Here is a 22184-nt window from a genome sequence, read left to right as displayed (position 1 = left end):
AAATAATGCTGGGCTCATACACGCCCTGAAACGAGGAGAAACCATGTCTAGCAAGCAGCAAACCTTGCCAGCCGATACCGGGCAGGCACAGGCCAGTTCTACGGCCAACAATCACACGGTTCAGCAGCAACTGGAAAACTCGCTGGAAACCATAGGCGTCACCAACTCGCACCGCAAAGTGCTGGCCCTGATTTTGCTGGGCGTCCTGTTTGACGTACTCGAGCAAAATGCCGTGGGCCTGGTCGGCCCGCTGCTGCAGGAACACTGGGGGCTGACGCCTCGTGATGTCGGGTTTCTGAACACCCTGACCTTCGCTGCCGCCGCCCTGGGACGTTTGCTGTCCGGCTATATCGCCGACCACTACGGTCGCCGTGTCATGCTGACCATCAATCTGGCCCTGTTCACGCTGGGCGCCCTGATCTGCGCCCTGGCCCCCAGCTACTGGGTACTGGGCCTGGGTCGCATGATTGTGGGTTTTGGGCTGGGTGGCGAGATCTCGATTGCCGTCACCATGCTGGCCGAGTTCTGCTCCTCACGCTTTCGCGGCACGGCTGTCGGCACGATCAACGTCGCAGGTGGCGGTCTGGGCAATATGCTGGCCCCGGCCTTCGGCTTGCTGGTCTTCACCCTCTTTCCCGGCCCTGAAAGCTGGCGCTGGGTGTTTGGCCTGCTGGTCATGCCTGCCTTCATGGTGCTGTTTTACCGTCGCTACATTCCTGAAACGCCCCGTTTCCTGGTGTCGCAAGGGCGTATCGAGGAGGCCAATCAGGTTTTGAATATTCTGGCCTCGGGCAAGCTGGGCCGTCACGTTGCCAATCCCGATCCTTATTTGCACAGCGGCCCGCAGGCACAAAAGGCAGAGCGGGTGCGTTTGAACGAGATTTTTCAAGGTCCGCTGGCCATGCGCACCCTGGTAACCGGCATTGCCGTGTGCATGACCTATGGCGCACAGCTGACGGTTCTGACCCTGATGCCTACCCTGCTGGTGGAGCAAGGCTATTCTTTGGTGAAAAGCTATACCTTCACAATCCTGATGCAGTCGGGCAGCCTGCTGGGTGCCTTGACCGCCTCTTACCTGGGCTCCCGCGTGCCTCGCAAGCGCGTCTTCACCTACGGAGCGTTACTGGCTTGCGCCAGCGGTCTGGCCTTTGGCTTCCTGAGCTTCAATATCTACCTGGTGCTGCTATTCGGTGCAGCTTTCCAGTTCTGCGTGCTGCTGCTGAACACCACGATCTGGATTTTCTCCCCCGAACTGTATCCCACCCGCGTCCGCGCCTTTGGCACCGCCTTCATTCTGGCGCTGGGCACCCTGGCGGGCGCATTTATCCCTACGCTTAGCGGCTGGGTGCTGGAAGGCTACGGTGTAGCCGGCATGTTCACCTTGATGGCGGGCATGTACATCACCTTTGCCGCTGTCCTGCAGTTGGCGCCCGAAACCTTTGGTCGCCCCCTGGATACCTGATTCACTTAAAAAGCCGCCTTGCTGCGGCCCTTGTATTTATGTCTCATACCGTACTGCTCATCAACCCCAATACTTCCCGTCCCACCACGGACATGATGGTGGCGCTTGCCCAGGCTTGTTTCCAGAGCCTGCAGCGCCGCGACATCCAGGTCCGGGGGCTGACCGCCCCTGAGGGACCGGGCATGTTGACCGAAATGGAAGAACTGGAGCAGGCCGCCGCCATATCCAGGCACCCGCGGGTGCTAGCCCAGGCGCAAGACGTTGACGGCGTCATCGTCGGCGCTTTTGGAGATCCCGGCCTGCAATCCCTGATTGAACGCCTCACGGTTCCGGTCATCGGCATCGGTCAGGCCTCCATGATGCTGGCTGCCCGAGCAGGCACGCCTTTTGGCATTGCCACCACCACCCCCGGTCTGGAGCAATCCATTCTGGATCAGGTACAGCGCTATGGCTGGAGCGAACAATTCTCCGGCCTGCGCCTGACCCCTACCGCCCCGCTGGATCTGGCCCAGGCCCCTGATCGTCAGGATCAGGAACTGGCCGATAGCGTCGCGGCATGCATCGAACAGGACGGTGCCCGCGCCGTCATCATCGGCGGCGGCCCACTGGCCCAAAGCGCCCAGGCCCTGCAAAGCAGGCTGGCTGTGCCGGTGATCAATCCCATCATTGCTGCCTGCGAGCTTATGGCCGAGCGCCTGCCCCCAGATCAGCCATAACACGCTGTACCACACAAGGAGACACCCCATGACAAGCAGCACCCTTGCGCACGGAAGTCAGGCTTTATCCGCCAGCAAGCAAGAACTGGATCAGATTTACAAGAAAGTGATGTGGCGCATTTTGCCCTTCATCTTCTTGCTTTGGATGCTGGCCTGGATAGACAGGCTCAATATTGGTTTTGCCAAGCTGCAAATGCAGCCCGAACTGGGGTTTTCCGAAACGGTTTACGGCATAGGCGCTGGTATCTTCTTTCTGGGCTACTTCTTTTTTGAAGTACCCAGCAACTGGTTGCTGCTGCGTATTGGTGCGCGCAAGACCCTGGCCCGTATCGCCTTTGGCTGGGGGCTGATCTGTGTGCTGATGATGTTTACCAAAACAGCCGCTTACTTTTATGTGATGCGCTTTTTGCTCGGGGCTTTTGAAGCGGGCTTCCAGCCCGGCGTGCTGCTGTTTCTGACCTTCTGGTTCCCGGCCCATCGACGCGCCAAAGCCTTTGCGGTCTTTATTTCTGCCTCGGCAGTGGCTTCGGTTGTGGGCGCGCCCCTGGCCGGTTTCATCATGACGCGACTGGATGGGGTCAATGGCTGGTCGGGCTGGCAATGGCTGTTTCTGCTGGAAGGCCTGCCCACAATTTTCGCGGGTATTCTGGCGGTGATGTTCATCGTGGACAGTCCGGAAAAAGCCAGTTGGTTAAGCCAGCGTGAAAAAGACCTGATCAAGCAGGAGCTGGTGCTGGACGCCAAGGCTGCAGGCCCACGCGAGCACAGTTTCAAGAAAGCCCTGGGCAATACCGATCTGTGGACCCTGACCCTGATGTTCTTTGGCATCGTGGCGGCCAACTCCACACTGGCCTTTTTTGCCCCCACCCTGGTGCGCTCGCTAGGGCCAACCGACCCGCTGCAAGTTGGTTTGCTGGTTGGCCTGGTCTATGTCTTTGGGGCGATTTTCCAGCTGGCGCTGGGTTTTAGTGCCGACCGTCGACGCGAAGCCCGTCTGCATACAGGAATTCCCGTCATCATTGGCGCAGTCGGTCTGGCAGGCGTGGGACTCTTCCTGGGCAACAACACGACCATGGCCTTCATCAGCCTGATTATTGCCGTGTCCGGCACCATGGGTTGCATTCCGGTGTACTGGCAACTGCCTAACGCCGTTCTGGCAGGCTCGGCAGCAGCTATTGGCGTGGCCTTCATCAACTCGGTCGCCAACCTGGCCGGCTTTGGCGCGCCCTTCATGTTGGGTGCCCTGAAAGACGCCAGCGGTAATTTCCAAAGCGGTTTGTGGATTATTGCGGCACTTGAGCTGGCGGTCGGCATCTGGATTCTGTCTTTCCGCAAGCGCAAACAGATCGACTGACGACCTTATCGACCATCAAGCAAGACGCCCCGAACCCTGACAATCTCCGGGTTTCGGGACCTGACGCCTATCATTAGGCGGCTTCTTGTTGCACTTGTGCCGCGCTTTGATGGAGTTTTCTTTGAAAAGCGGCGGCTCAATGCTAAAATTTCAGGCTTCATCGGATACGTGGCAAAAAGTCTTTAGGCATTATTCAATCGGGCAGGATGTCAAAACCCAAACCCGGTTAAAAAAACAGCCCTCTAGCTTTTTAGTGCCGGTACTTACAAGATTGGAAATCTGCCCTGCGCAGCTTTATTTTTGTAAATACGTGCCTTGCTGGCGGTCCTTATTTGTCAAAACAGGAATCATCATGAAAGAAGGCATTCACCCAGAATACCGTGACGTGGTGTTTCTGGACCTGCAAACGGGCAACTCCTTTATCACCCGTTCCACTGTCCAGACTCGCGAAACCACCGAAAAAGACGGTCAGACTTACCCGTTGTTCAAGTGTGACGTGACGTCCGAGTCGCACCCCTTCTACACGGGCGCTCAAACCCGTATCGTGGAAACTGGCCGCGTTGAAAAATTCCGCGCCCGTTTTGCCCGTACGGCTGGTACCGTCAAGAAAGGCGAATAAGCTCTCTTTCTCGGCATACCGCGTTCAGCGCAAAAAAGGCAGCTTCGGCTGCCTTTTTTTTACCGCACATTTCCCGGCCAAGGCGCCCCCTTTGCATTAAGATAGGGCGAATCAACAGACTGTTTTACCCTAGACGTGTCATCCAGCCTCATACCCACCTCCACCCCTGCTCGCCTGACTGCTACCGCTGCCGTCAAACTTCCCCGATTGGTCCTGCTGGTCGTTGGGACTATTTACATTCTTGCGGGTCTGTTTTTCCGCGATCCCTGGAAGGCAGACGATGTCATCGGGCTGGCAACCATGCTTACCGCTTTGGCAGATCCCAGCGGTCAGGCCCTGTTGTTGCCGCAGGTGGGCGATCTGGCACATGCCCAGGACGGGCCCCTGACCACCTGGCTGGGTGCCCTGTTCATTACGCTGTTTGCACCGCTGCTCAAACTCTTTACCTCCGAGCTGAACGCCAATATTGTGGCGTCCCGACTGCCTAACCTGCTGTGGTTCGGCATGTTGGCGGCTTCGGTCTGGCACAGCGCCTACTGGCTGGCTCGACGCCCTGAGGCCCAACCGCTGCGCCTGCCCTTTGGGGGCGAGCCCTCGCCCACGGCCTATGGGCGCATGATTGCCGACGCCACCTTGCTGCTGACGGTAGCCACGGTCGGCATCCTCTGGCGTATGCACGAAACCTCGGAAGTGCCAGCCATCATTGCCTTCCAGGCTCTGGCTTTGTACAGCCTGGTGCGCATGTTTGACCGTCCCGCTTCCGGTGCGATCATGCTGGGCCTGTCTTTGGGCGCCTGCTTCCTGACCCGTGGCTGGCTGGGCGCGGGCCCCATCATGCTGGCCACCGTCCTGTGCTTCATTCCACGCGGCCCCTTGCGTCAGCACAGCCAATGGCTGGCCCTGAGTGCCGTCCTGACCCTGGCCATCATCATGGCCTGGTGGATTCCCGCCAAACGCGTCAGCGTGTACTGGACTGAACAGTGGCGTCTGTGGCATCTGGCCGCCTGGGGCTGGGCGGGTTTCAAAGAACAACTGAATAATCTGCGTGACTTGTTGTGGTTCCTCTGGCCGACCTGGCCTTTGGCACTGCTGGCACTGTGGCAGTGGCGCAGCTGGTTCAAGGCCCCACATATTTATGTGCCTGCCATCAGCCTGCTGGTCCCGCTGCTGAGCCTGCTGTTTATCCGCGATGCCTTCGAGCCCGAATACGCCCTGCTGGTCGTACCTTGCGCCGTCCTGGCCGCGTTCTCGCTGCCCACCTTGCGGCGTGGCGTGGTCAATACGCTGGATTGGTTTGCCATCATGTGCTTCTCGCTGACGGCAACCACAGTCTGGCTGGGCTGGATTGCGCAACAAACCGGCTGGCCACGTCAGATTTCGCACAATATCGCCCGCCAGACTCAAGGTTATGACACCTTTATCTCCTGGCCGGTCATGATTATTGCTGCGCTGGGTACGCTGGCCTGGATCGCCCTGGTACGCTGGCGCCTGTCCACCAACCCGCCAGGGCTGCTGCGCGGCACAGTCTTGTCTGCAGGTGGCCTGATTACGACCTGGCTCCTGCTGGTTACCCTGTGGATGCCCTCGCTGGACTACGTACGTAGTTACCGGGACGTCTCCGGTGAACTGTCCGCCGCCCTGCGCGAACACAGGCAGCCCGGCGAATGCCTGCGCTCCTGGGGCCTGGGTTCGGGACAACGAGCCTCCTTCCTGGTGTTTAACAACATCAAGATCAATTTCGACAACCGCTGCTCTTTGGTGCTGGAACAGTTCTCCCTGCGCGACCTGCAAGATGGCAAGGCCCCCATTCCTGACAATGCGGTCCAGCTCTGGCAAGGTAAACGCGGGCCAGATCGTCACGAGGCTTTCCGTCTGCTGCGAGTACAAGCTCAGTAAGTTTCAACCATGTCCTCCGTGTTTCATCACAACTGGAAAGGCCAGGCAGGCCAAATCCTGCGTCAGGCCTGGCCTGTGCTGGTCGGCTCCTGGGCGGGTATCGCCTTTGGGGTGCTGGATACCGTTATGGTCGGCCACAGCAGTCCGGTCGACTTGCAGGCCATGGGCCTGGGCGTATCCATTTACATCACCGTCTTTATTGGCTTGATGGGTGTCATCCACGCCCTGATTCCTATCATTGCGCAGCAATTTGGCGCGCGCCGCCTGACTGAAGTAGGCCGCTGGTGGGGGCAAGGCGTGTGGCTGGCCCTGTTGCTGACCTTGATCGGCACCCTGGCGCTGGCCTTTCCCAATATCTGGCTAAGCTGGTCGGGCGATTTGAGCCCTGAGGTTCACGACCGGGTGACCTGGTATTTGCGCAGCCTGATTCTGGCCCTGCCCGCCTCCCTGGTTTTCCGAACGATTTACTGCCTGGGCACGGCAACCTCTCGCCCCAAAGCCGTCATGCTGATCAATCTGTTCAGCGTGGCCTTCAAGGCCCTGTTCAACTGGATGCTGATTTTCGGGAAATTCGGTTTACCAGCCATGGGAGCCGTCGGTTCGGGCCTGGCGACCACCGTGGTTTCCTGGCTAATGCTGGCTGCTGGCCTGTGGCTGCTGCGCGCCGACCGCTTCTACAAGCCCTTTAGCTTGCGACTGGGCCTGCCTAGCTGGACGGCGCAGAAAGAACTGCTGCGCCTGGGCCTGCCCATGGGCGGCTCTTACCTGATCGAGATCTGCGCCTTCAGCTTCATGGCTTTGCTGGTAGCCCGCGAAGGGGTCTTTGCTTCGGGCGCACACCAGATCATGGCCAATCTGGCCGCTGTCTGCTTTATGGTGCCCATGGCCGTGGGTGTTGCTGCGGCCTCGGTCAGCGCTCAAGCCATTGGAGCCGGGCAATATCATCGTGCCCGCCATGTGGGAATGTTAAGTCTGGGGATTGTGCTGGCCGGGGTCACCTTGACGATCAGCCTGCTGGTTCTGCTGCGCCCTACCTTGGCCCATGCCTATACCGACGATGCCGACGTGGCCCTGCGCGCCCTGCTCTTGCTGCAACTGCTGCCCTTCTTCCACTTTTGCGACGCGTTCCAGTGCCTGATTTCCTATCTGCTGCGCGCCTATAAAGTGGCTTTTGTCCCCATGCTGCTGCAATTCTTTGCCTTGAGCGTGCTGGGCCTGGGCGGTGGCTGGTGGTTAGGGTTTGGACCGGCAGCCGGATCGCTGGAAGGAGTCATTCAGTGGCTGGCACCGGGAGCGCCTGTAGGGGCAGCCAGCTTGTGGACCATGTCCAGCCTGGGTCTGGGAGCCTCGGCCTTGCTGCTGCTGTTCTGGTACAGCCATATTCTGCGTATCTACAATCCGGCAAGACGCAAGGCGCGGGCGTCCTAACAAGCAAAGCATGAGCTGCCGGCATTCAGGTCCATGGCAGACTCAGACATCCAGCGGCGCTTTGCGCTTTGCTCTTTGCTCTTTGCTCTTTGCTCAGCAGTAGAAGCCTAAGGCCAAAATAAGCCAAGCCGTGAAAGCACAAACAAAAAAAACGGGGCCAGTTATTCAACGGGTCCCGTTTTCTTTACCGCTTTAGCAAGACAAGGCTAACTCAGGCAGCAGGTTTACTGCCTTCAATGGCTTCCACGATCTTGGCAGTATCGCTCGGAGTCGACTCGGCAGCCGCATCCGGCGACGCTTCAACCGCATCAATAAGCGGGCTGACCAGGTCCACAACCTTGCTGCGCGAGAGCAGGCCCAGGAACTCGTCGTTCTCGCCCGTGACGGCCAAAGGTTCGCTGCTACGCAACAATTGCCCCAGGATTTCATCCAAACCCATGGTGGCGGGCACGGAACTCATCTCGTCCACAAAACCGGAAATATCCCGTGCACCTTGCTGCACCGCCTCTTGAGCACTGGAACGCATCAAGACACCGGCCAGACGCTTGCCATCGAGCACAGGCGCATAACGCACGCCCCGTTCGCTCAAGCGCTCCAGCGCATGAACAGCACGGGTACGCATGGTGAAGGTCAGCGTCTTGCTGGAGTCGCGCACCGCATGAGCAGCGTTCAGCACTTTGCTGCGGTTCACATCCTGCAAGAAGGCCTGCACATAATCGCTGGTGGGCGAGAGCAGAATATCCTCGGGCGAGCCTTCCTGAATCAGTTCACCATCTTTAAGAATGGCAATCCGGTTGCCCAGACGCAGCGCTTCGTCCAGATCATGCGTAATAAACACAATGGTCTTGTTCAGACGGGCCTGCAGTTCCAGCAACTGGTCCTGCATTTCACGTCGAATCAGCGGATCCAGCGCAGAGAAGGCTTCGTCCATCAGAAGAATGTCGGCATCGGTGGCCAAGGCACGCGCCAGACCCACACGTTGCTGCATACCGCCAGACAACTGATGCGGATACTGATTCTCGAAGCCTTGCAGCCCTACCTGTTCCAGCCAGTAAGTGGCTTTCTCTTCACGGGCGGCACGTCCTATGCCCTGCACTTGCAGACCGTAAGCCGCGTTCTCCAGCACCGTGCGATGCGGGAACAGGCCAAAACGCTGGAAGACCATGCTGATCTTTTGCTGGCGGAACTGCATCAGCGCCTTGCCATCCAGGCTCATCACATCCACGTCATCGACCAGAATCTGCCCGGCTGTCGGTTCGATCAGGCGGTTGAAATGGCGGATCAGGGTGGACTTGCCCGAACCGGACAAACCCATGATGACGTAAATGCTGCCATGCTCAATGGACAGGCTGATGTCACGTAGCCCCAAGGTGTGGCCGCTTTTGGCCAGTAGCTCGTCCTTACGGACACCGTTGCGGGCCTCTTCCAGCCAGCGCTCGGGTTGGGAGCCAAAGATCTTGTAGATATTGCGAACTTCAATCTTGCTCATGAGGCCTCCCGTGTCTGAAAGCGGCGGCCAAATTCTTGTGTGATACGGTCAAACAGAATAGCCAGCAGCACAATACCCAAACCGGCCATCAGGCCACGGCCTACTTGCAGGCGGTTGATACCTTGCAGCACTTCGTAGCCCAGACCTCGAACACCAATCATGGAGGCGATCACTACCATGGCCAGCGCCATCATGGTTGTCTGGTTAATACCCGCCATGATGTTGGGCATGGCCAATGGCAATTGCACCCCGTAGAGCTGCTGCCAGCGGTTGGACCCGAAGGAGCGCGAGGCTTCCAGCACTTCGCTGTCGACCAGGCGTATACCCAGATCGGTCAGACGAATTACCGGCGCAATGGCGTAAATAATGGTGGCAATCAGGGCGGCGATCTTGCCCAGGTTGAACAGCATCACTACCGGAATCAGATACACAAAGCTGGGCATGGTTTGCATCACGTCCAGCACCGGCATCATGATGCGGCGCAGCCAGTTGAAGCTGGCCATCAACAGACCTAGCGGTATGCCTATCAGGACAGACAGGAAAACGGCCACGATCATCAGCGCCAGGGTCTGCATGGCAGCATCCCACAGGCCGATCAAACCAATGACGAACAGCATGGCACCCATGGCCACGGAAAACAGGACGCGACGGCTGGCAGCCCAGCCCAGAACGACCACCACCAGCACAACGGCCCACCAGGGACTGCTGCGCAAGATGGACTCCATAAAGACCAGCATGTCCAGCAAAGGCTGGGTCATGGCGCGCAAGGTACTGGAATAATTGGCAACCAGATCACCCACGAACTGATCGATGGGCAAACGTAAGGCGCGCGGATCAATCAACTCAGGAAACATAAAAAACACTCCGTAAAACTCGTGCATGCGGCGCGGGCATATCGCCCGGCCATGAGCCTGCCGGCCACAAAGGGACCAGGCAGAAAAGCGAGGTACGGCTCAGTACCCGCACCCACATGGGGTGCAGTCACCGAGGCCGGCCTCGCCCTACAACGACACGAATACTAAAGAGCGGCTTTTACGCGCTGAGCCACTTCCATGGGCACCCACTTGGACCAGGTGTCCTCGTGCTCTTTCAGGAACCAGTGCGCCACATCCTCAGGCTCGCCTTCGGTTTTTTCCATGTGGGCCATGGTGTCGTTCATCAGCTCCAGGGGCATGCTGACATTGGCCAGGAAGGCCGTCAGTTCGGGAGCCTGCTTGGAGAACTCCGTATTCACAGCAGTGAACACCGGATTTTCGGGGTAATCGCTAGGCTCTGGATTGGCACAATCCGGGTCCGTCAGACACCCGTGCTTTTTCTCGTCATAAGCAGGCAGTTCCAGCTTGACCAGATCCATGGAGCCCACCAGCGGTGTCGGATACCAGTAGTAGAACACCACGTTTTCCTTGCGCTGATAAGCAGAGGTCAGAGCCGCTTTCTGCGTGGCACCCGTACCGGGCGAGAACAAGGTGAAGGTATCACCCAGTTTCAGGGCATTGAACAGATTACCGCTGACCACTTCACAACCCCAACCTGCCGGGCAGCCATAGAAGCGGCCTTTACCGGGTTCTTCAGGGTCCTTGAATTCATCCTTGAACTTGGGCAAGTCCGCTGCGGACTTCAATTCAGGCAGGCGCTCGGCGGTGTAGCGTGGAATGAACCAGGCTTCGCCACCCATATAAATATCGCCAATACGTTTTACATTTCCCTTGGCTTCAGCCTGTTTCCAGGGGTCCGCCACACTGTTGAGCCAGATTTCAGTGTTGACATCCAGGTCGCCTCGCTCCAATGCGGCCAAGGCCGGAAGCGTCTCGACCGAGATGACCTCAGTCTTGCAGCCATAACCCTTGTCAGCGATAAAACGCTCGACTTCAGTCAGGACCAGATTGGATTCCCAATTCATGCCGCCAAAGCGAACCGTGCGGTCCAGTTCGCAGGCAACCGGGGTAGCGGCTTGTACGGCGGACGACAAACCCAGCAAAACGCTGGTCAGCACAGAGGCTTGAATCAGGGGAAAGCGGTGCAAGCGCGACTTGGCACCGGCGTGAGGGAAGTATGAAGACATGATGCTCCTCCTTGAGTTACTGTGGACGCGTCCTGTATGATCAGTCGGCGCCAAGGCTAAAGGGGTGTGCGGAAGACGATGCTCTTATCGCCAATACATACCTACGTATAGAGCGAGTGCCAGGCACTCACGAAAAACCCGGAACAATATTCAGGGCTGAGCCCTTTTTGTACTGCTCGCTGCCTTGACCGAAACAAAACGGCTGGGCCAGGGTTACACCGCGCGGGGCGATGATTTGGTGCGAATAGAACACGCAGTTTCAGGCGGTTCTAGATCGAATTGATGAATCTGGTAAGGAGGCCATTCTACGGGCCTTTGCAATCAAAAACAAATTCTTACCGCACAAAACCATCAAAACCTTGGAATATGTCAATGGCAAAAACGCAACAAAACCCTTGTTTGGCGTGGTTTTAGCGTTTTTCTAAACTTTTTTTTGTTACTTATTAATTCAGAATTGATGGAGTGGCGTAAAAGCAGCCCCAAAAAAGGCAAATGACAAGGCATGAAGCCTTGTCATTTGCCCCTCCAGACCGCGCCCTCTAACGCTGGTACATATAGTCCCGACGCCATGGATACACCAGGTCTGGCGCGTAATCCAGCTCCTGTGCCCGCCCAGCACTTTGCGCCTGAGCCAGAACCTGATGCAGGGCAATCCAGCCATGCTCAAAACCCATGGCGCAACCAGCCAGATAAACCCGGTAAGCACGCAAGGATTTTTGGCCCTGCTCAGAATCCAGCGTGGCCTTGGCCTTGTCCAACTGACTTTCCAAGGCATCGCTCCAGGCCCACAACGTGCGCGCATAGTGCGGACGCAGATTCTCAATGTCCAGGCCTTCCAGACCACCTTCGGCCAGATGACGCAGCACATGGCTGATATGGGTCAGCTCTCCGCCGGGGAAAATGTATTTCTCGATAAAGTCGCCCATCCCGGCACCCAGCTGGCTATTGTCCACGCCACCGGCCGTAATGCCGTGATTCAGAATCAAACCACCGGGTTTGACCAAACGGCGCAACTTGTCGAAATAGGCGCTGAGCTGGGCGCGGCCCACGTGCTCGAACATCCCGACCGAGGCCAGCTTGTCATAAGGCTTGAGTTCATCCAGCTCGCGATAATCCAGCAACATCATGCGGGCCCGGCCCGACAGACCTTTCTGCTCGATCAGCCCGTTCACATAGGCATGCTGGTTACGGGACAAGGTGATGCCCGTCACGTCCACATCGTAGTTTTCAGCCGCCCACATCAGCAGCCCGCCCCACCCGGCCCCCACATCCAGAAAGCGCTCGCCCGACTGCAGACGCAGCTTGCGGCAAATATGGTCCAGCTTGGCTTCCTGAGCCTGCGCCAGCGTCATGTCCGGTTCGCGGTAATAGGCGCAGGAGTAGACCCGACGCGGGTCCAGCCACAAGGCGTAGAAATCGTCCGATAAGTCGTAATGAAACTGGATCTGTTTGGCATCCCTTTCCTGGGAGTGACGCCAAACCGAGGTCAGGTGCTTGACGATGGAAGTCAGCCAGCCTGCCTGGGCAGCGTCAACCGGAGAGCCCGGCAAAATATCCGCTGCCAGCTGCATCAGATCCCGCATGGAGCCCTCAAAGTCCATACGCCCTTCCACGTAGGCTTCCCCCAACTGCCCGGATTGCCCTGCGGCCAGCTGCGCCAAGGTGGCATTATCTTTAATGATCAGATGAACCGCAGCATCAGCCGTGCCAACTTGCTCGCCGTTGGGCAAGGTCAGCCGAACCGGGATGCTGAGTTGATCTAATTTGGCCTGGACCATTGATGAAATTGAACTCAACTTCGCCTCCTTGTATGTAAACAAACAAAGATGACAATGTGTCGCCTCTTCCGACACACCGCCCGTAAGCTGTCAATCCTGTAGCCTAATGCAATCAGCCCCTGAATCCGTTGCGTCAAAGTCACGAATCATGTGCTTCACACCTAAAGCACTTAGACCGGAATTGAGCTTGCCCCATGCTAAACTGCCTGCCTTTGGCCCATTGCATCGGTTTGCATTGATGCTCGGCACAGGGTCGTGGGTTCAGGCTCTCGGCCAGGATCTGCCCCACCTTAATACTTGGCCCGATGACACGCAACCACTCCCCTGCATTTCCCCCTTGGCTCATCTTGATGGGGCTGCTCACTGCCCTGGGGCCACTGGCCATTGATATGTACCTGCCCGCCTTCCCGGCAATGGCCCAGAGCCTGAACACCTCGGCGGGCATGGTAGAGCGCACGCTGGCGGGTTTCTTGCTGGGTGTGGGCGTGGCTCAATTAGTGTACGGCCCCATGGCCGACCGCTTCGGGCGCAAGCTGCCCTTGCTGCTGGGCGTGCTGATTTTCACCACCGCTTCCTTTTTCTGTGCACGCGCCAGCGATATTGATGAATTGACCGTGTGGCGCATTGTGCAGGCCTTTGGTGGTGCCGCTGGCATGGCTATTCCCCGTGCCGTGATCCGGGATCGTTTCGAGACCCGTGAAGCCGCCCGCGCCCTGTCCATGCTGATGCTGATTATGGGCGTCATGCCTATTCTGGCCCCGCTGATCGGTGGTCAGATCCTGCAGTTTAGCGACTGGCGCGGTATTTTCTACTTCATGGCTGGCTGTGGCGTGCTCTTGTGGCTGCTGACTTTTTTCACCATGAAAGAGTCCCTGACCCCCGAACGAGTCCTGCCACTGCAACCCAAACTGATTGCCCATAATTACAGTGCCTTGTTACGCGACCGGCCTTTCATGTTTTATTCGCTGGCCGCCGGTTTCAGTTCTGCAGGCATGTTTGCCTATATCGCCGGATCGCCACGCGTCTTTATTGATTTATTTGCAGTCGAGCCGCGCCATTTCGGTTTTTATTTTGGCGCGAATGCCGCCTGTCTGATTGTTTTCTCTCAAGTCAGCGCCCGTTTGCTCAATACGTACAGCCCGCCCACTTTGCTGCGCGTGGCACAGGGACTGCAAGTGATCTTTACCCTGCTGGGTGCCGTTCTGACCCTGCTGGGCGTACTGGACCTGACCTGGCTGATGGTGACGCTGATGGGCTTTATGGCGTGCCAAGGCTTTGTGAACCCCAATTCCGCGGCCCTTGCCCTGTCTGAACAAGGCCATCGCCTGGGAACGGCCTCGGCCCTGATGGGCGCTTTGCAAATGCTTTGTGGTGCGCTGGCCGGTTTTGCGGTCAGCAGCTGGTCCTCTTCCAATGCTTTGCCATTGACCGCCGTATTGGCCAGTTGTGCCGTCTTATCGTGGCTGTTTGGCCGCAACGCAGCAAGGAAAGCACGGTAAAACTTGATCTAAGTGATTTTTCCATATTAGAATGATCTTCTTTGTACCCCAGCACTGGGGTTAACACGATCCTAATTTTACAATCGCCCGCGGCTTTTTTCGTTTAGCGGAGGCTGATTTAGATCTCAAGGGGTATGACCATGGCACGCGTATGCCAAGTGACCGGAAAAGGCCCAATGTCGGGCAACAATGTTTCGCACGCCAACAATAAAACCAAGCGTCGCTTCCTGCCAAACCTGCAGTCCCGTCGTTTCTGGGTTGAAAGTGAAAACCGCTGGGTTCGCCTGCGCGTTTCCGCTAACGCTATCCGCACCATCGACAAGAACGGTATCGACTCCGTTCTGGCCGAAATGCGCTCCCGCGGCGAAAAATACTAAGCTGCGCTTCTTAAACATTTAACCAGGAGCTCATCATGGCTAAAGGTATACGCGAAAAAATCAAACTCGAATCGTCCGCCGGCACCGGTCACTTCTACACCACCACCAAAAACAAGCGCAACATGCCTGAAAAGATGGTGATCAAGAAATTTGACCCCGTCGTTCGCAAGCACGTCGAGTACAAAGAAACCAAGTTGCGTTAATTCGCGCACCGCTCCTGCAGCGGATTGGTTTTCAAAAAAAGCCCCTGCCCTGCAGGGGTTTTTTTTGCCCTTTACAGGCTGCTGTGACAGGCCTGCCTCCTGTCTGCCATTACGCTCATGCACACTGCCCACCTTGCAGCCGTCCACAGCGAGATTTGCCCCGTATAATGGCGGATACTCCTTTACTTTTGTCTAAAACGGTATTGCCACTCATGCAGGAACGTTACAACCCCAGCGAGGTTGAACAACTCGCTCAGCAAAACTGGACCGATCGGGACGCCTATCGCGCCGTCGAAAACGCCACCGCTCCCGATGGCTCGCTCAAACCCAAGTTTTACGCATGCTCCATGCTGCCCTACCCCAGTGGCAAGCTACATATGGGCCACGTGCGCAACTACACCATCAACGACATGATGGCGCGCCAGCTACGCATGCGCGGTTTTAACGTTCTCATGCCCATGGGCTGGGATGCCTTTGGCATGCCCGCTGAAAACGCCGCCATCAAATCGCAGGTTCCGCCCGCCAAGTGGACTTACGACAACATCGCCTACATGAAAAAGCAGATGCAGGCGATGGGTCTGGCCATCGACTGGTCGCGTGAAATGTGTGCCTGCGATCCCGAATACTACAAATGGAACCAGTGGCTGTTCCTGAAGATGCTGGAAAAAGGCATTGCCTACCGCAAGACTCAGACTGTGAACTGGGATCCGGTGGATCAAACCGTTCTGGCCAACGAACAGGTTATTGAAGGCCGTGGCTGGCGCTCGGGCGCGCTGGTTGAAAAGCGTGAGATCCCCGGCTACTACCTGCGCATTACCGACTACGCTGAAGAGCTGCTGGACACCGTGAAAACCGGCCTGCCCGGCTGGCCCGAGCGTGTGCGCCTGATGCAGGAAAACTGGATCGGCAAGAGCCAGGGTGTGCGCTTTGCCTTCCCTCACGATATTCGTGACGAGCAAGGCCAACTGATTCAGGACGGTCGTCTGTACGTGTTCACCACCCGCGTGGACACCATCATGGGCGTTACCTTCTGTGCTGTTGCCCCTGAACACCCGCTGGCTGCCCTGGCTGCCCGCAACAATCCCGAGCTGACAGCCTTTATTGAAGAATGCAAGAAAGGCGGCACCACGGAAGCCGACATGGCCACCCGTGAAAAAGAAGGTCTGCCCACCGGCCTGAGCGTCAAGCACCCACTGACCGGTGCGGACGTTCCTGTCTGGGTCGGTAACTACGTCTTGATGAGCTACGGCGACGGTGCCGTCATGGGCGTGCCTGCTCACGACGAGCGCGACTTCGCCTTTGCCCTGAAATACCAATTGCCTATTCAACAAGTGATTGGCGTTGAAGGCAAAGAGTACGACGCCACTCAATGGCAAGACTGGTACGGCGACAAGCAGCAAGGCCAAACCATCAATTCCGGCAAGTACGACGGCCTGGCGCATGCCGCCGCCGTGGACGCAATTGCGGCAGACCTGAATGCTCAAGAGCTGGGCGAGAAACAAACCACCTACCGTCTGCGCGACTGGGGCATTTCCCGTCAGCGTTACTGGGGCACCCCGATCCCGATCATCCACTGCGAGGATTGCGGCCCGGTTCCTGTTCCAGAAAAAGACCTGCCCGTGGTTCTGCCCGAAGAGCTGATTCCCGATGGCAGCGGCAACCCGCTGAACAAGCACGAAGCCTTCCTGAAGTGCACTTGCCCTTCTTGCGGCAAGCCTGCACGTCGCGAAACGGACACCATGGACACCTTTGTGGACTCGTCCTGGTACTTCCTGCGCTACACCACGCCCAAACTGAACGACTCCATGACCGATCCACGCACCGATTACTGGATGCCCATGGATCAGTACATCGGTGGTATCGAACACGCTGTGCTGCACTTGCTGTACGCCCGCTTCTGGACCAAAGTCATGCGCGACATGGGCCTGGTCAAGATTGACGAGCCCTTCACCCGCCTGCTGTGCCAGGGCATGGTGCTGAACCACAGCTACACCCGCCGCACACCTCAAGGTGGTATCGAGTACTTCTGGCCTGAAACCGTCGAAAACGTCTACGACGAAAAAGGCGCGATTATCGGTGCCCGTTTGAAGAGCGATGGTCAGCCCGTGCAGTACAACGGCATCGGCACCATGTCCAAGTCCAAGAACAACGGCGTGGACCCCCAATCCCTGATCGACACGCTGGGCGCGGATACCGCCCGCCTGTTCATCATGTTTGCCAGCCCGCCAGAGCAAACCCTGGAGTGGTCGGATTCGGGCGTGGATGGCGCCAACCGCTTCCTGCGTCGCCTGTGGGCCTTCTGCTATAACCACGCCGATGCTCTGCGCGCTGGCAACGCCCAAGCCACCGACTGGAGCGATCTGGATGCGGCCGCCAAGCGTACCCGTCTGGAAATTCACTCCTTGCTCAAGCAAGCCAATTACGACTACGAGCGTATTCAATACAACACCGTGGTTTCGGCTTGCATGAAGATGCTCAACACCCTAGAGCAGACTCAATGGGAAGACACTCCCGCCGCACAACGTGCACTGGCTGAAACCACGTCCATTCTGTTGCGCGTGCTGTACCCTGTCGTCCCTCACATCACCTGGCAGTTGTGGCGTGAACTGGGTTGGGCAGACAGCCTGGGCGATATGCTCGACGCCCAATGGCCTGCTGTGGATGAACAAGCCCTGATTGCTGACGAAGTGGAGCTGATGCTGCAAGTCAATGGCAAGCTGCGCGGTTCATTGGTCGTGCCTCAGGGAGCGGAAAAAGCCGCCATTGAACAAGCCGCAGCCGAACACGCTGCCGTGCTCAAGTATCTGGAAGGCCGCCCCGCCAAGCGCATCATTGTGGTGCCTGGCAAACTCGTTAACGTCGTAGGTTAATCATGCACCTAGCCCGCCTGCTTCCTTCCAGCTCCTTGTCTGTTCCTGCACCCAGGTTCTGGGGACTGGCGGGCTTGATGATCCTGCTCAGTGTTGTTCTGACAGCGTGTGGCTTTCACCTGAAAGGGGTGGCCCCGCTGCCGTTCGACACGATTTACACCAACATTACGGACAACAGTGCGTTTGGCGCGAATCTGCGTCGAACCTTGTCGGCCAGTTCACCGCAAACCCGCTTTGTGGAGCGCCCGCAAGACGCTGAAGCCATCTTGCAACAGCTCTCCCACAGCCGTAATCAACGCGAAATCTCCATCAACGCCAAAGGCCAGGTGGAAGAGTACGAACTGCAACTGACATTTGTGTTCGAGTTGCTGGACGCCAAAGGCCGCGTGATCCTGCAGCCCACAACACTGAACGTCATTCGTGAAGTACCGTACGATGCCGAGGCTGTACAAGCCAAAGATAGCGAAATCGAGATGATTTTCCGCGATATGGAACAGTCTTTGATCAATCGTATTGTGCGTCGCCTGAGTTCGCCCGACGTGACCAGCGCCTACCATTACATAAGCAGCCAACCAGAGGCCAGCTCCATGGAAGAGATGGAACTGCTGCCCACTCGACAACAGGCTCCGCTGTAAGAATGGGACGCAGGGCCGACCACGACACCTTGCTGCGCGAACTGGCCACGCCAACCGCCGCTTTCCAACCGCTTTATGTGGTGTCCGGTGACGAGCCTCTGTTGCTGGTTGAAGCGGCGGATGCGGTGCGCGCCCGCGCCCGCCAGGACGGCTTTACCGAACGCAGCAGTTTTACCCTGGATGCACGAGCCGACTGGTCGCAGCTGTTTGCTGTAGCCCAGAACATTTCCCTGTTTGGCGATCAAAAACTGGTGGATGTCAATATTCCCAGCGGCAAACCTGGCAAGCCAGGCGGCGACGCCCTGCAAAAGCTGTGCGAGCTGATCAGCGGGGGGCAAATGGATGGCACCAGCTTTCTGATTCAACTTCCCCGGCTGGACAAGGCCACGCGCAACAGCAAATGGTGTCAGGCTCTGGAGCAGGTGGCCTGTTGGGTTGACATTCAGCCCATCAACCGCAACTCTCTGGCAGGCTGGATTGCCCAGCGCCTGAAAGCCCAGGACCAAAGCCTGGAGCGCAACAGCCTGGAATGGATGGCTGACAAGGTTGAAGGCAACCTGCTGGCCGCCCATCAGGAAATACAGAAACTGGCCCTGATCTACCCACCTGGCCAGCTTAGCCAGGAAGAACTGGAAAACGCGGTTCTGAACGTAGCCCGCTACAGCGTGTTTGATCTGCGTGACTCCATGCTGGCAGGCCACAGTCAACGCGCCCTGACGGTGCTTGATGGCTTGCAGGCAGAAGGCGAAGCCCTACCCCTGGTCTTGTGGGCTGTAGGCGAAGAAGTGCGTACCTTGGCCCGCTTGTCACAAGCGCGTCAGCAAGGACAGGACCTGTCCAACCTGTTTCGCCAATACCGCATTTTTGGCCCGCGTGAAAAACTCGTTCGTCAGGCCCTGGACCGTATCCCGCCTCAAAGCTGGCCCGCTTCGGTTCTGCATGCACACGATATAGACCGTTTGATCAAAGGCCTGCACCCCAACGGACGTCAGCAAGACCCGTGGGAAGAAATGCGCCGCCTGACCATGCGTATCGCGGTCGCGACACAAGCGCCCCGCCGCTAAGCGTCCGATACCCCTTAACTTCTTAATTGTTGCGATAATGCTCTCTTGAACCGGAGAGTTACACGGCTATGAACGATATCACCCAGTCCTCTGCCGCCACCCAGGTCGGCGATCTGTCTTCCATGATGCAAGATTTGGGCAAGCGCGCCCAGCTTGCTGCCCGTCGTATGCGCGCCGCCACAGGCAAAGCCAAGGCCGACGCCCTGCGCTATATGGCTGATGCCCTGATTGAGCAAAAAGCCCAGTTGCAAGCAGCCAACGAGCTGGACTTGCAAGCGGCACGTGAACGTCAGATTGCCCCGGCCATGATCGAACGCCTGGTCCTGTCCGACCGCGCCCTGGAGATCATGACCACCGGCCTGCGTCAAATTGCCGATATGGATGATCCGGTTGGCCAGATCAGCGCCTCAAGTACCCGCCCGAATGGCATGCGCGTGGCTCAGATGCGTGTCCCTTTGGGTGTCATCGGCATCATTTACGAGTCGCGCCCCAATGTGACTATTGACGCCGCTGCCCTGTGCCTGAAATCGGGCAACGCCACGATTCTGCGCGGTGGTAGCGAAGCCTTTCATTCCAACCAGGCCCTGGCGCAGATCATCTCCAGCAGCCTGGAACGTGCTGGTTTGCCCAAAGAAGCCGTGCAAGTGGTTCCCACCACGGACCGCGATGCTGTTGGCCTGCTCGTAACCATGAACGACTACGTGGACGTCATTGTCCCGCGTGGTGGCAAGAGCCTGATCCAACGACTGAGCGCCGAAGCCACGGTTCCTCTGATCAAGCACCTGGACGGCAACTGCCACGTCTATGTGGACGAATTTGCCGATCTGGAAAAAGCGACCCGCATCGTATTCAACGCCAAGACCTACCGCTACGGTATTTGCGGCACCATGGAAACCTTGCTGGTTCACCGCAGCATTGCACCCGCTTTCCTGCCAGAAATGGCCCGCCAATTGCAGGAAAAAGGGGTGGAACTGCGTGGCTGTGAGCAGACCCGTGCCCTGGTTGCCAATGTGGCCCCTGCTACCGAGGAAGACTGGGAAACCGAATTTGCCGCGGCCATTCTGGCAATCCGCATTGTGGACTCCATGGACCAGGCCATGGACCATATCGCACAGTACAGCTCCGAGCACACCGAATCCATCGTGACGGAAAACCTGAGCCTGGCCGAACGCTTCCAGCGCGAAGTAGACTCCAGCTCCGTCATGGTGAACCTGCCTACCTGTTTTGCCGACGGCTTCGAGTACGGCCTGGGTGCCGAAATCGGCATTTCCACCAACCGTCTTCATGCCCGTGGCCCGGTCGGCCTGGAAGGCCTGACGACCTACAAATGGGTCTTGCACGGCAATGGCCAAATGCGTGGTTAAATCATGCTTTGGCTAAAAACATTTCACATCTTGTTTGTGACCTCCTGGTTTGCAGGGCTGTTCTACTTGCCCCGCATCTATGTCAATCTGGCCCAGGAGCAAGATGCCAAGACCTATGAAACGCTTCTGGGCATGGCCCGGCGCCTGTATCGCTTTATGGCTCCTCTGGCCATTTTGACTTTGCTGACAGGCCTGGGATTGTTTTTGTATTACGGCATAGGCAAAGGACAGGGCTGGATGCACGCCAAACTGACCCTGGTCTTGATCCTGTTTGCCTTTCACGGTGTGTGCGGACGCTATCTGCAGCAGTTCCAGCAAGGGCAACAAAGCCGCTCACACGTATTCTTCCGCTGGTTCAATGAAATTCCGGTCATCGTTCTGCTGCTGGTCCTCATCCTGGTGGTTATAAAACCCTTCTAATACCTTATTCATGTCAGACCAATCTGAACGCAAGACACTAAGCCTGAACCCAGGCACTAAAAAGAAAGCCAGCAATGCGGAACCCCGCGTGCGCTCGGGTGCGCGCGCACGTGCAGCCAGCCTGCAGCAAGACCGCCAGGGCGGCCCCAAGCGCGAGGCCCGCCCCTACGTAGAGAAACGTGACCAGGACCGCCGCGAGCGCCCTTCTTTCAACCGCGACCGCGCAGATCGCCCTCAATCGGGCGAGCGTCGCGAATTTTCAGGCGAACGCCGTGAGCGTCCCGCATTTAACCGTGACCGCGACAGCCGCCCACAATCGGGCGAGCGTCGTGAGTTCTCCGGTGAACGCCGGGAATTCTCGGGCGAACGCCGTGAACGCCCCGCATTCAACCGTGACCGCGACAGCCGCCCACAATCAGGCGAGCGTCGTGAGTTCTCCGGTGAACGCCGGGAATTCTCGGGCGAACGCCGTGAACGTCCTGCATTCAACCGTGACCGCGACAGCCGCCCACAATCGGGTGAGCGTCGTGAATTCTCCGGTGAACGCCGTGAGCGTCCCGCATTCAACCGTGACCGCGACAGCCGTCCCCAATCGGGCGAGCGTCGTGAGTTCTCCGGCGAGCGCCGCGAGCGTCCTGCATTCAACCGCGATCGTGACAGCCGTCCGCAATCGGGCGAACGTCGTGAATTCTCCGGTGAGCGTCGTGAACGTCCTGCATTCAACCGCGATCGTGACAGCCGTCCGCAATCGGGTGAACGTCGTGAATTCTCCGGTGAACGCCGTGAGCGTCCCGCATTCAACCGTGACCGCGACGGCCGTCCGCAATCGGGCGAACGTCGTGAGTTCTCCGGCGAGCGTCGTGAACGCCCCGCATTCAACCGCGATCGTGACAGCCGTCCGCAATCGGGTGAACGTCGTGAATTCTCCGGTGAACGCCGTGAGCGTCC

18 protein-coding genes and 1 pseudogene are annotated in these 22184 nt (G+C 57.9%); 15 read left to right on the top strand and 4 right to left on the bottom strand.

Annotated features, from left to right (window positions below; genetic code table 11):
* Window positions 1-43 precede the first annotated feature (43 nt).
* The 6 genes from ACLPGZ_RS11855 to ACLPGZ_RS11830 all read left to right on the top strand — a co-directional run bounded on the left by ACLPGZ_RS11855 (window position 44) and on the right by ACLPGZ_RS11830 (window position 7475).
* Window positions 44-1462 (top strand): MFS transporter, encoded by a 1419-nt coding sequence (locus ACLPGZ_RS11855; protein ID WP_429641376.1) that lies wholly within the window; start codon window positions 44-46, stop codon window positions 1460-1462.
* 38 nt (window positions 1463-1500) lie between these two features.
* Complete coding sequence (locus ACLPGZ_RS11850; RefSeq protein ID WP_429641373.1) at window positions 1501-2178, top strand: aspartate/glutamate racemase family protein; 678 nt, start codon at window positions 1501-1503, stop codon at window positions 2176-2178.
* Window positions 2179-2206: 28 nt separating this feature from the next.
* Window positions 2207-3532: an MFS transporter gene (locus ACLPGZ_RS11845; protein WP_203145625.1), complete on the top strand. Its 1326-nt coding sequence runs from the start codon at window positions 2207-2209 to the stop codon at window positions 3530-3532.
* A gap of 352 nt (window positions 3533-3884) precedes the next feature.
* Window positions 3885-4151: a type B 50S ribosomal protein L31 gene (locus ACLPGZ_RS11840; protein ID WP_009456467.1), complete on the top strand. Its 267-nt coding sequence runs from the start codon at window positions 3885-3887 to the stop codon at window positions 4149-4151.
* A 135-nt stretch (window positions 4152-4286) separates the two neighbouring features.
* Window positions 4287-6047 (top strand): ArnT family glycosyltransferase, encoded by a 1761-nt coding sequence (locus ACLPGZ_RS11835; protein ID WP_429641370.1) that lies wholly within the window; start codon window positions 4287-4289, stop codon window positions 6045-6047.
* 9 nt (window positions 6048-6056) lie between these two features.
* Window positions 6057-7475: an MATE family efflux transporter gene (locus ACLPGZ_RS11830; protein WP_115633905.1), complete on the top strand. Its 1419-nt coding sequence runs from the start codon at window positions 6057-6059 to the stop codon at window positions 7473-7475.
* A gap of 211 nt (window positions 7476-7686) precedes the next feature.
* Here the strand turns inward: ACLPGZ_RS11830 and ACLPGZ_RS11825 are convergent, their stop codons facing one another.
* From ACLPGZ_RS11825 to ACLPGZ_RS11810, 4 genes are all read right to left on the bottom strand, one after another.
* On the bottom strand, window positions 7687-8964 hold the full coding sequence (locus ACLPGZ_RS11825; RefSeq protein WP_239054483.1) for a quaternary amine ABC transporter ATP-binding protein: 1278 nt from the start codon (window positions 8962-8964) through the stop codon (window positions 7687-7689).
* Complete coding sequence (locus tag ACLPGZ_RS11820; protein WP_009456478.1) at window positions 8961-9818, bottom strand: ABC transporter permease; 858 nt, start codon at window positions 9816-9818, stop codon at window positions 8961-8963. Before ACLPGZ_RS11820 ends, ACLPGZ_RS11825 begins: the two co-directional genes overlap by 4 nt.
* Window positions 9819-9982: 164 nt before the next feature.
* Window positions 9983-11026 carry an ABC transporter substrate-binding protein gene (locus tag ACLPGZ_RS11815; protein ID WP_035272546.1) on the bottom strand — a complete coding sequence of 348 codons (1044 nt, stop codon included), beginning with the start codon at window positions 11024-11026 and terminating at the stop codon, window positions 9983-9985.
* A gap of 539 nt (window positions 11027-11565) precedes the next feature.
* Complete coding sequence (locus tag ACLPGZ_RS11810) at window positions 11566-12804, bottom strand: class I SAM-dependent methyltransferase (RefSeq protein WP_035274497.1); 1239 nt, start codon at window positions 12802-12804, stop codon at window positions 11566-11568.
* 350 nt (window positions 12805-13154) lie between these two features.
* Here ACLPGZ_RS11810 and ACLPGZ_RS11805 point away from each other — a divergent pair, with 350 nt between their 5' ends.
* From ACLPGZ_RS11805 to ACLPGZ_RS11765, 9 genes and pseudogenes are all read left to right on the top strand, one after another.
* A complete protein-coding gene (locus ACLPGZ_RS11805) occupies window positions 13155-14303 on the top strand; it encodes a Bcr/CflA family multidrug efflux MFS transporter (RefSeq protein ID WP_429641366.1) in 1149 nt (382 codons plus the stop codon).
* Between the two features lie 140 nt (window positions 14304-14443).
* Window positions 14444-14680, top strand: coding sequence for a 50S ribosomal protein L28 (gene rpmB, locus ACLPGZ_RS11800; protein ID WP_003802782.1), 237 nt, complete (start codon window positions 14444-14446; stop codon window positions 14678-14680).
* Between the two features lie 35 nt (window positions 14681-14715).
* Window positions 14716-14883 carry a 50S ribosomal protein L33 gene (gene rpmG / locus ACLPGZ_RS11795; protein WP_003802781.1) on the top strand — a complete coding sequence of 56 codons (168 nt, stop codon included), beginning with the start codon at window positions 14716-14718 and terminating at the stop codon, window positions 14881-14883.
* A 212-nt stretch (window positions 14884-15095) separates the two neighbouring features.
* Window positions 15096-17753 carry a leucine--tRNA ligase gene (gene leuS / locus ACLPGZ_RS11790; RefSeq protein WP_429641363.1) on the top strand — a complete coding sequence of 886 codons (2658 nt, stop codon included), beginning with the start codon at window positions 15096-15098 and terminating at the stop codon, window positions 17751-17753.
* Between the two features lie 2 nt (window positions 17754-17755).
* Window positions 17756-18388, top strand: a complete 633-nt coding sequence (locus ACLPGZ_RS11785; protein ID WP_239054485.1) for an LPS-assembly lipoprotein LptE — start codon at window positions 17756-17758, stop codon at window positions 18386-18388.
* Between the two features lie 2 nt (window positions 18389-18390).
* Entirely contained in the window at window positions 18391-19452 is a 1062-nt protein-coding gene (holA, locus tag ACLPGZ_RS11780; protein ID WP_035272542.1) for a DNA polymerase III subunit delta, read from the top strand.
* A 68-nt stretch (window positions 19453-19520) separates the two neighbouring features.
* A complete protein-coding gene (locus tag ACLPGZ_RS11775; RefSeq protein ID WP_428993892.1) occupies window positions 19521-20816 on the top strand; it encodes a glutamate-5-semialdehyde dehydrogenase in 1296 nt (431 codons plus the stop codon).
* Between the two features lie 3 nt (window positions 20817-20819).
* Window positions 20820-21236, top strand: a complete 417-nt coding sequence (locus ACLPGZ_RS11770) for a CopD family protein (protein WP_239054486.1) — start codon at window positions 20820-20822, stop codon at window positions 21234-21236.
* A gap of 10 nt (window positions 21237-21246) precedes the next feature.
* Window positions 21247-22184: pseudogene (locus ACLPGZ_RS11765) on the top strand (DNA methyltransferase); the annotation flags it as partial.

The sequence above is a fragment of the Alcaligenes sp. Me129 genome (genome assembly GCF_050487245.1).
Classification (GTDB): Bacteria; Pseudomonadota; Gammaproteobacteria; order Burkholderiales; family Burkholderiaceae_B; genus Alcaligenes; species Alcaligenes phenolicus.
Note: the sequence above shows the minus strand (reverse complement) of the source record. Positions and strands in the feature narration are given on the sequence as shown.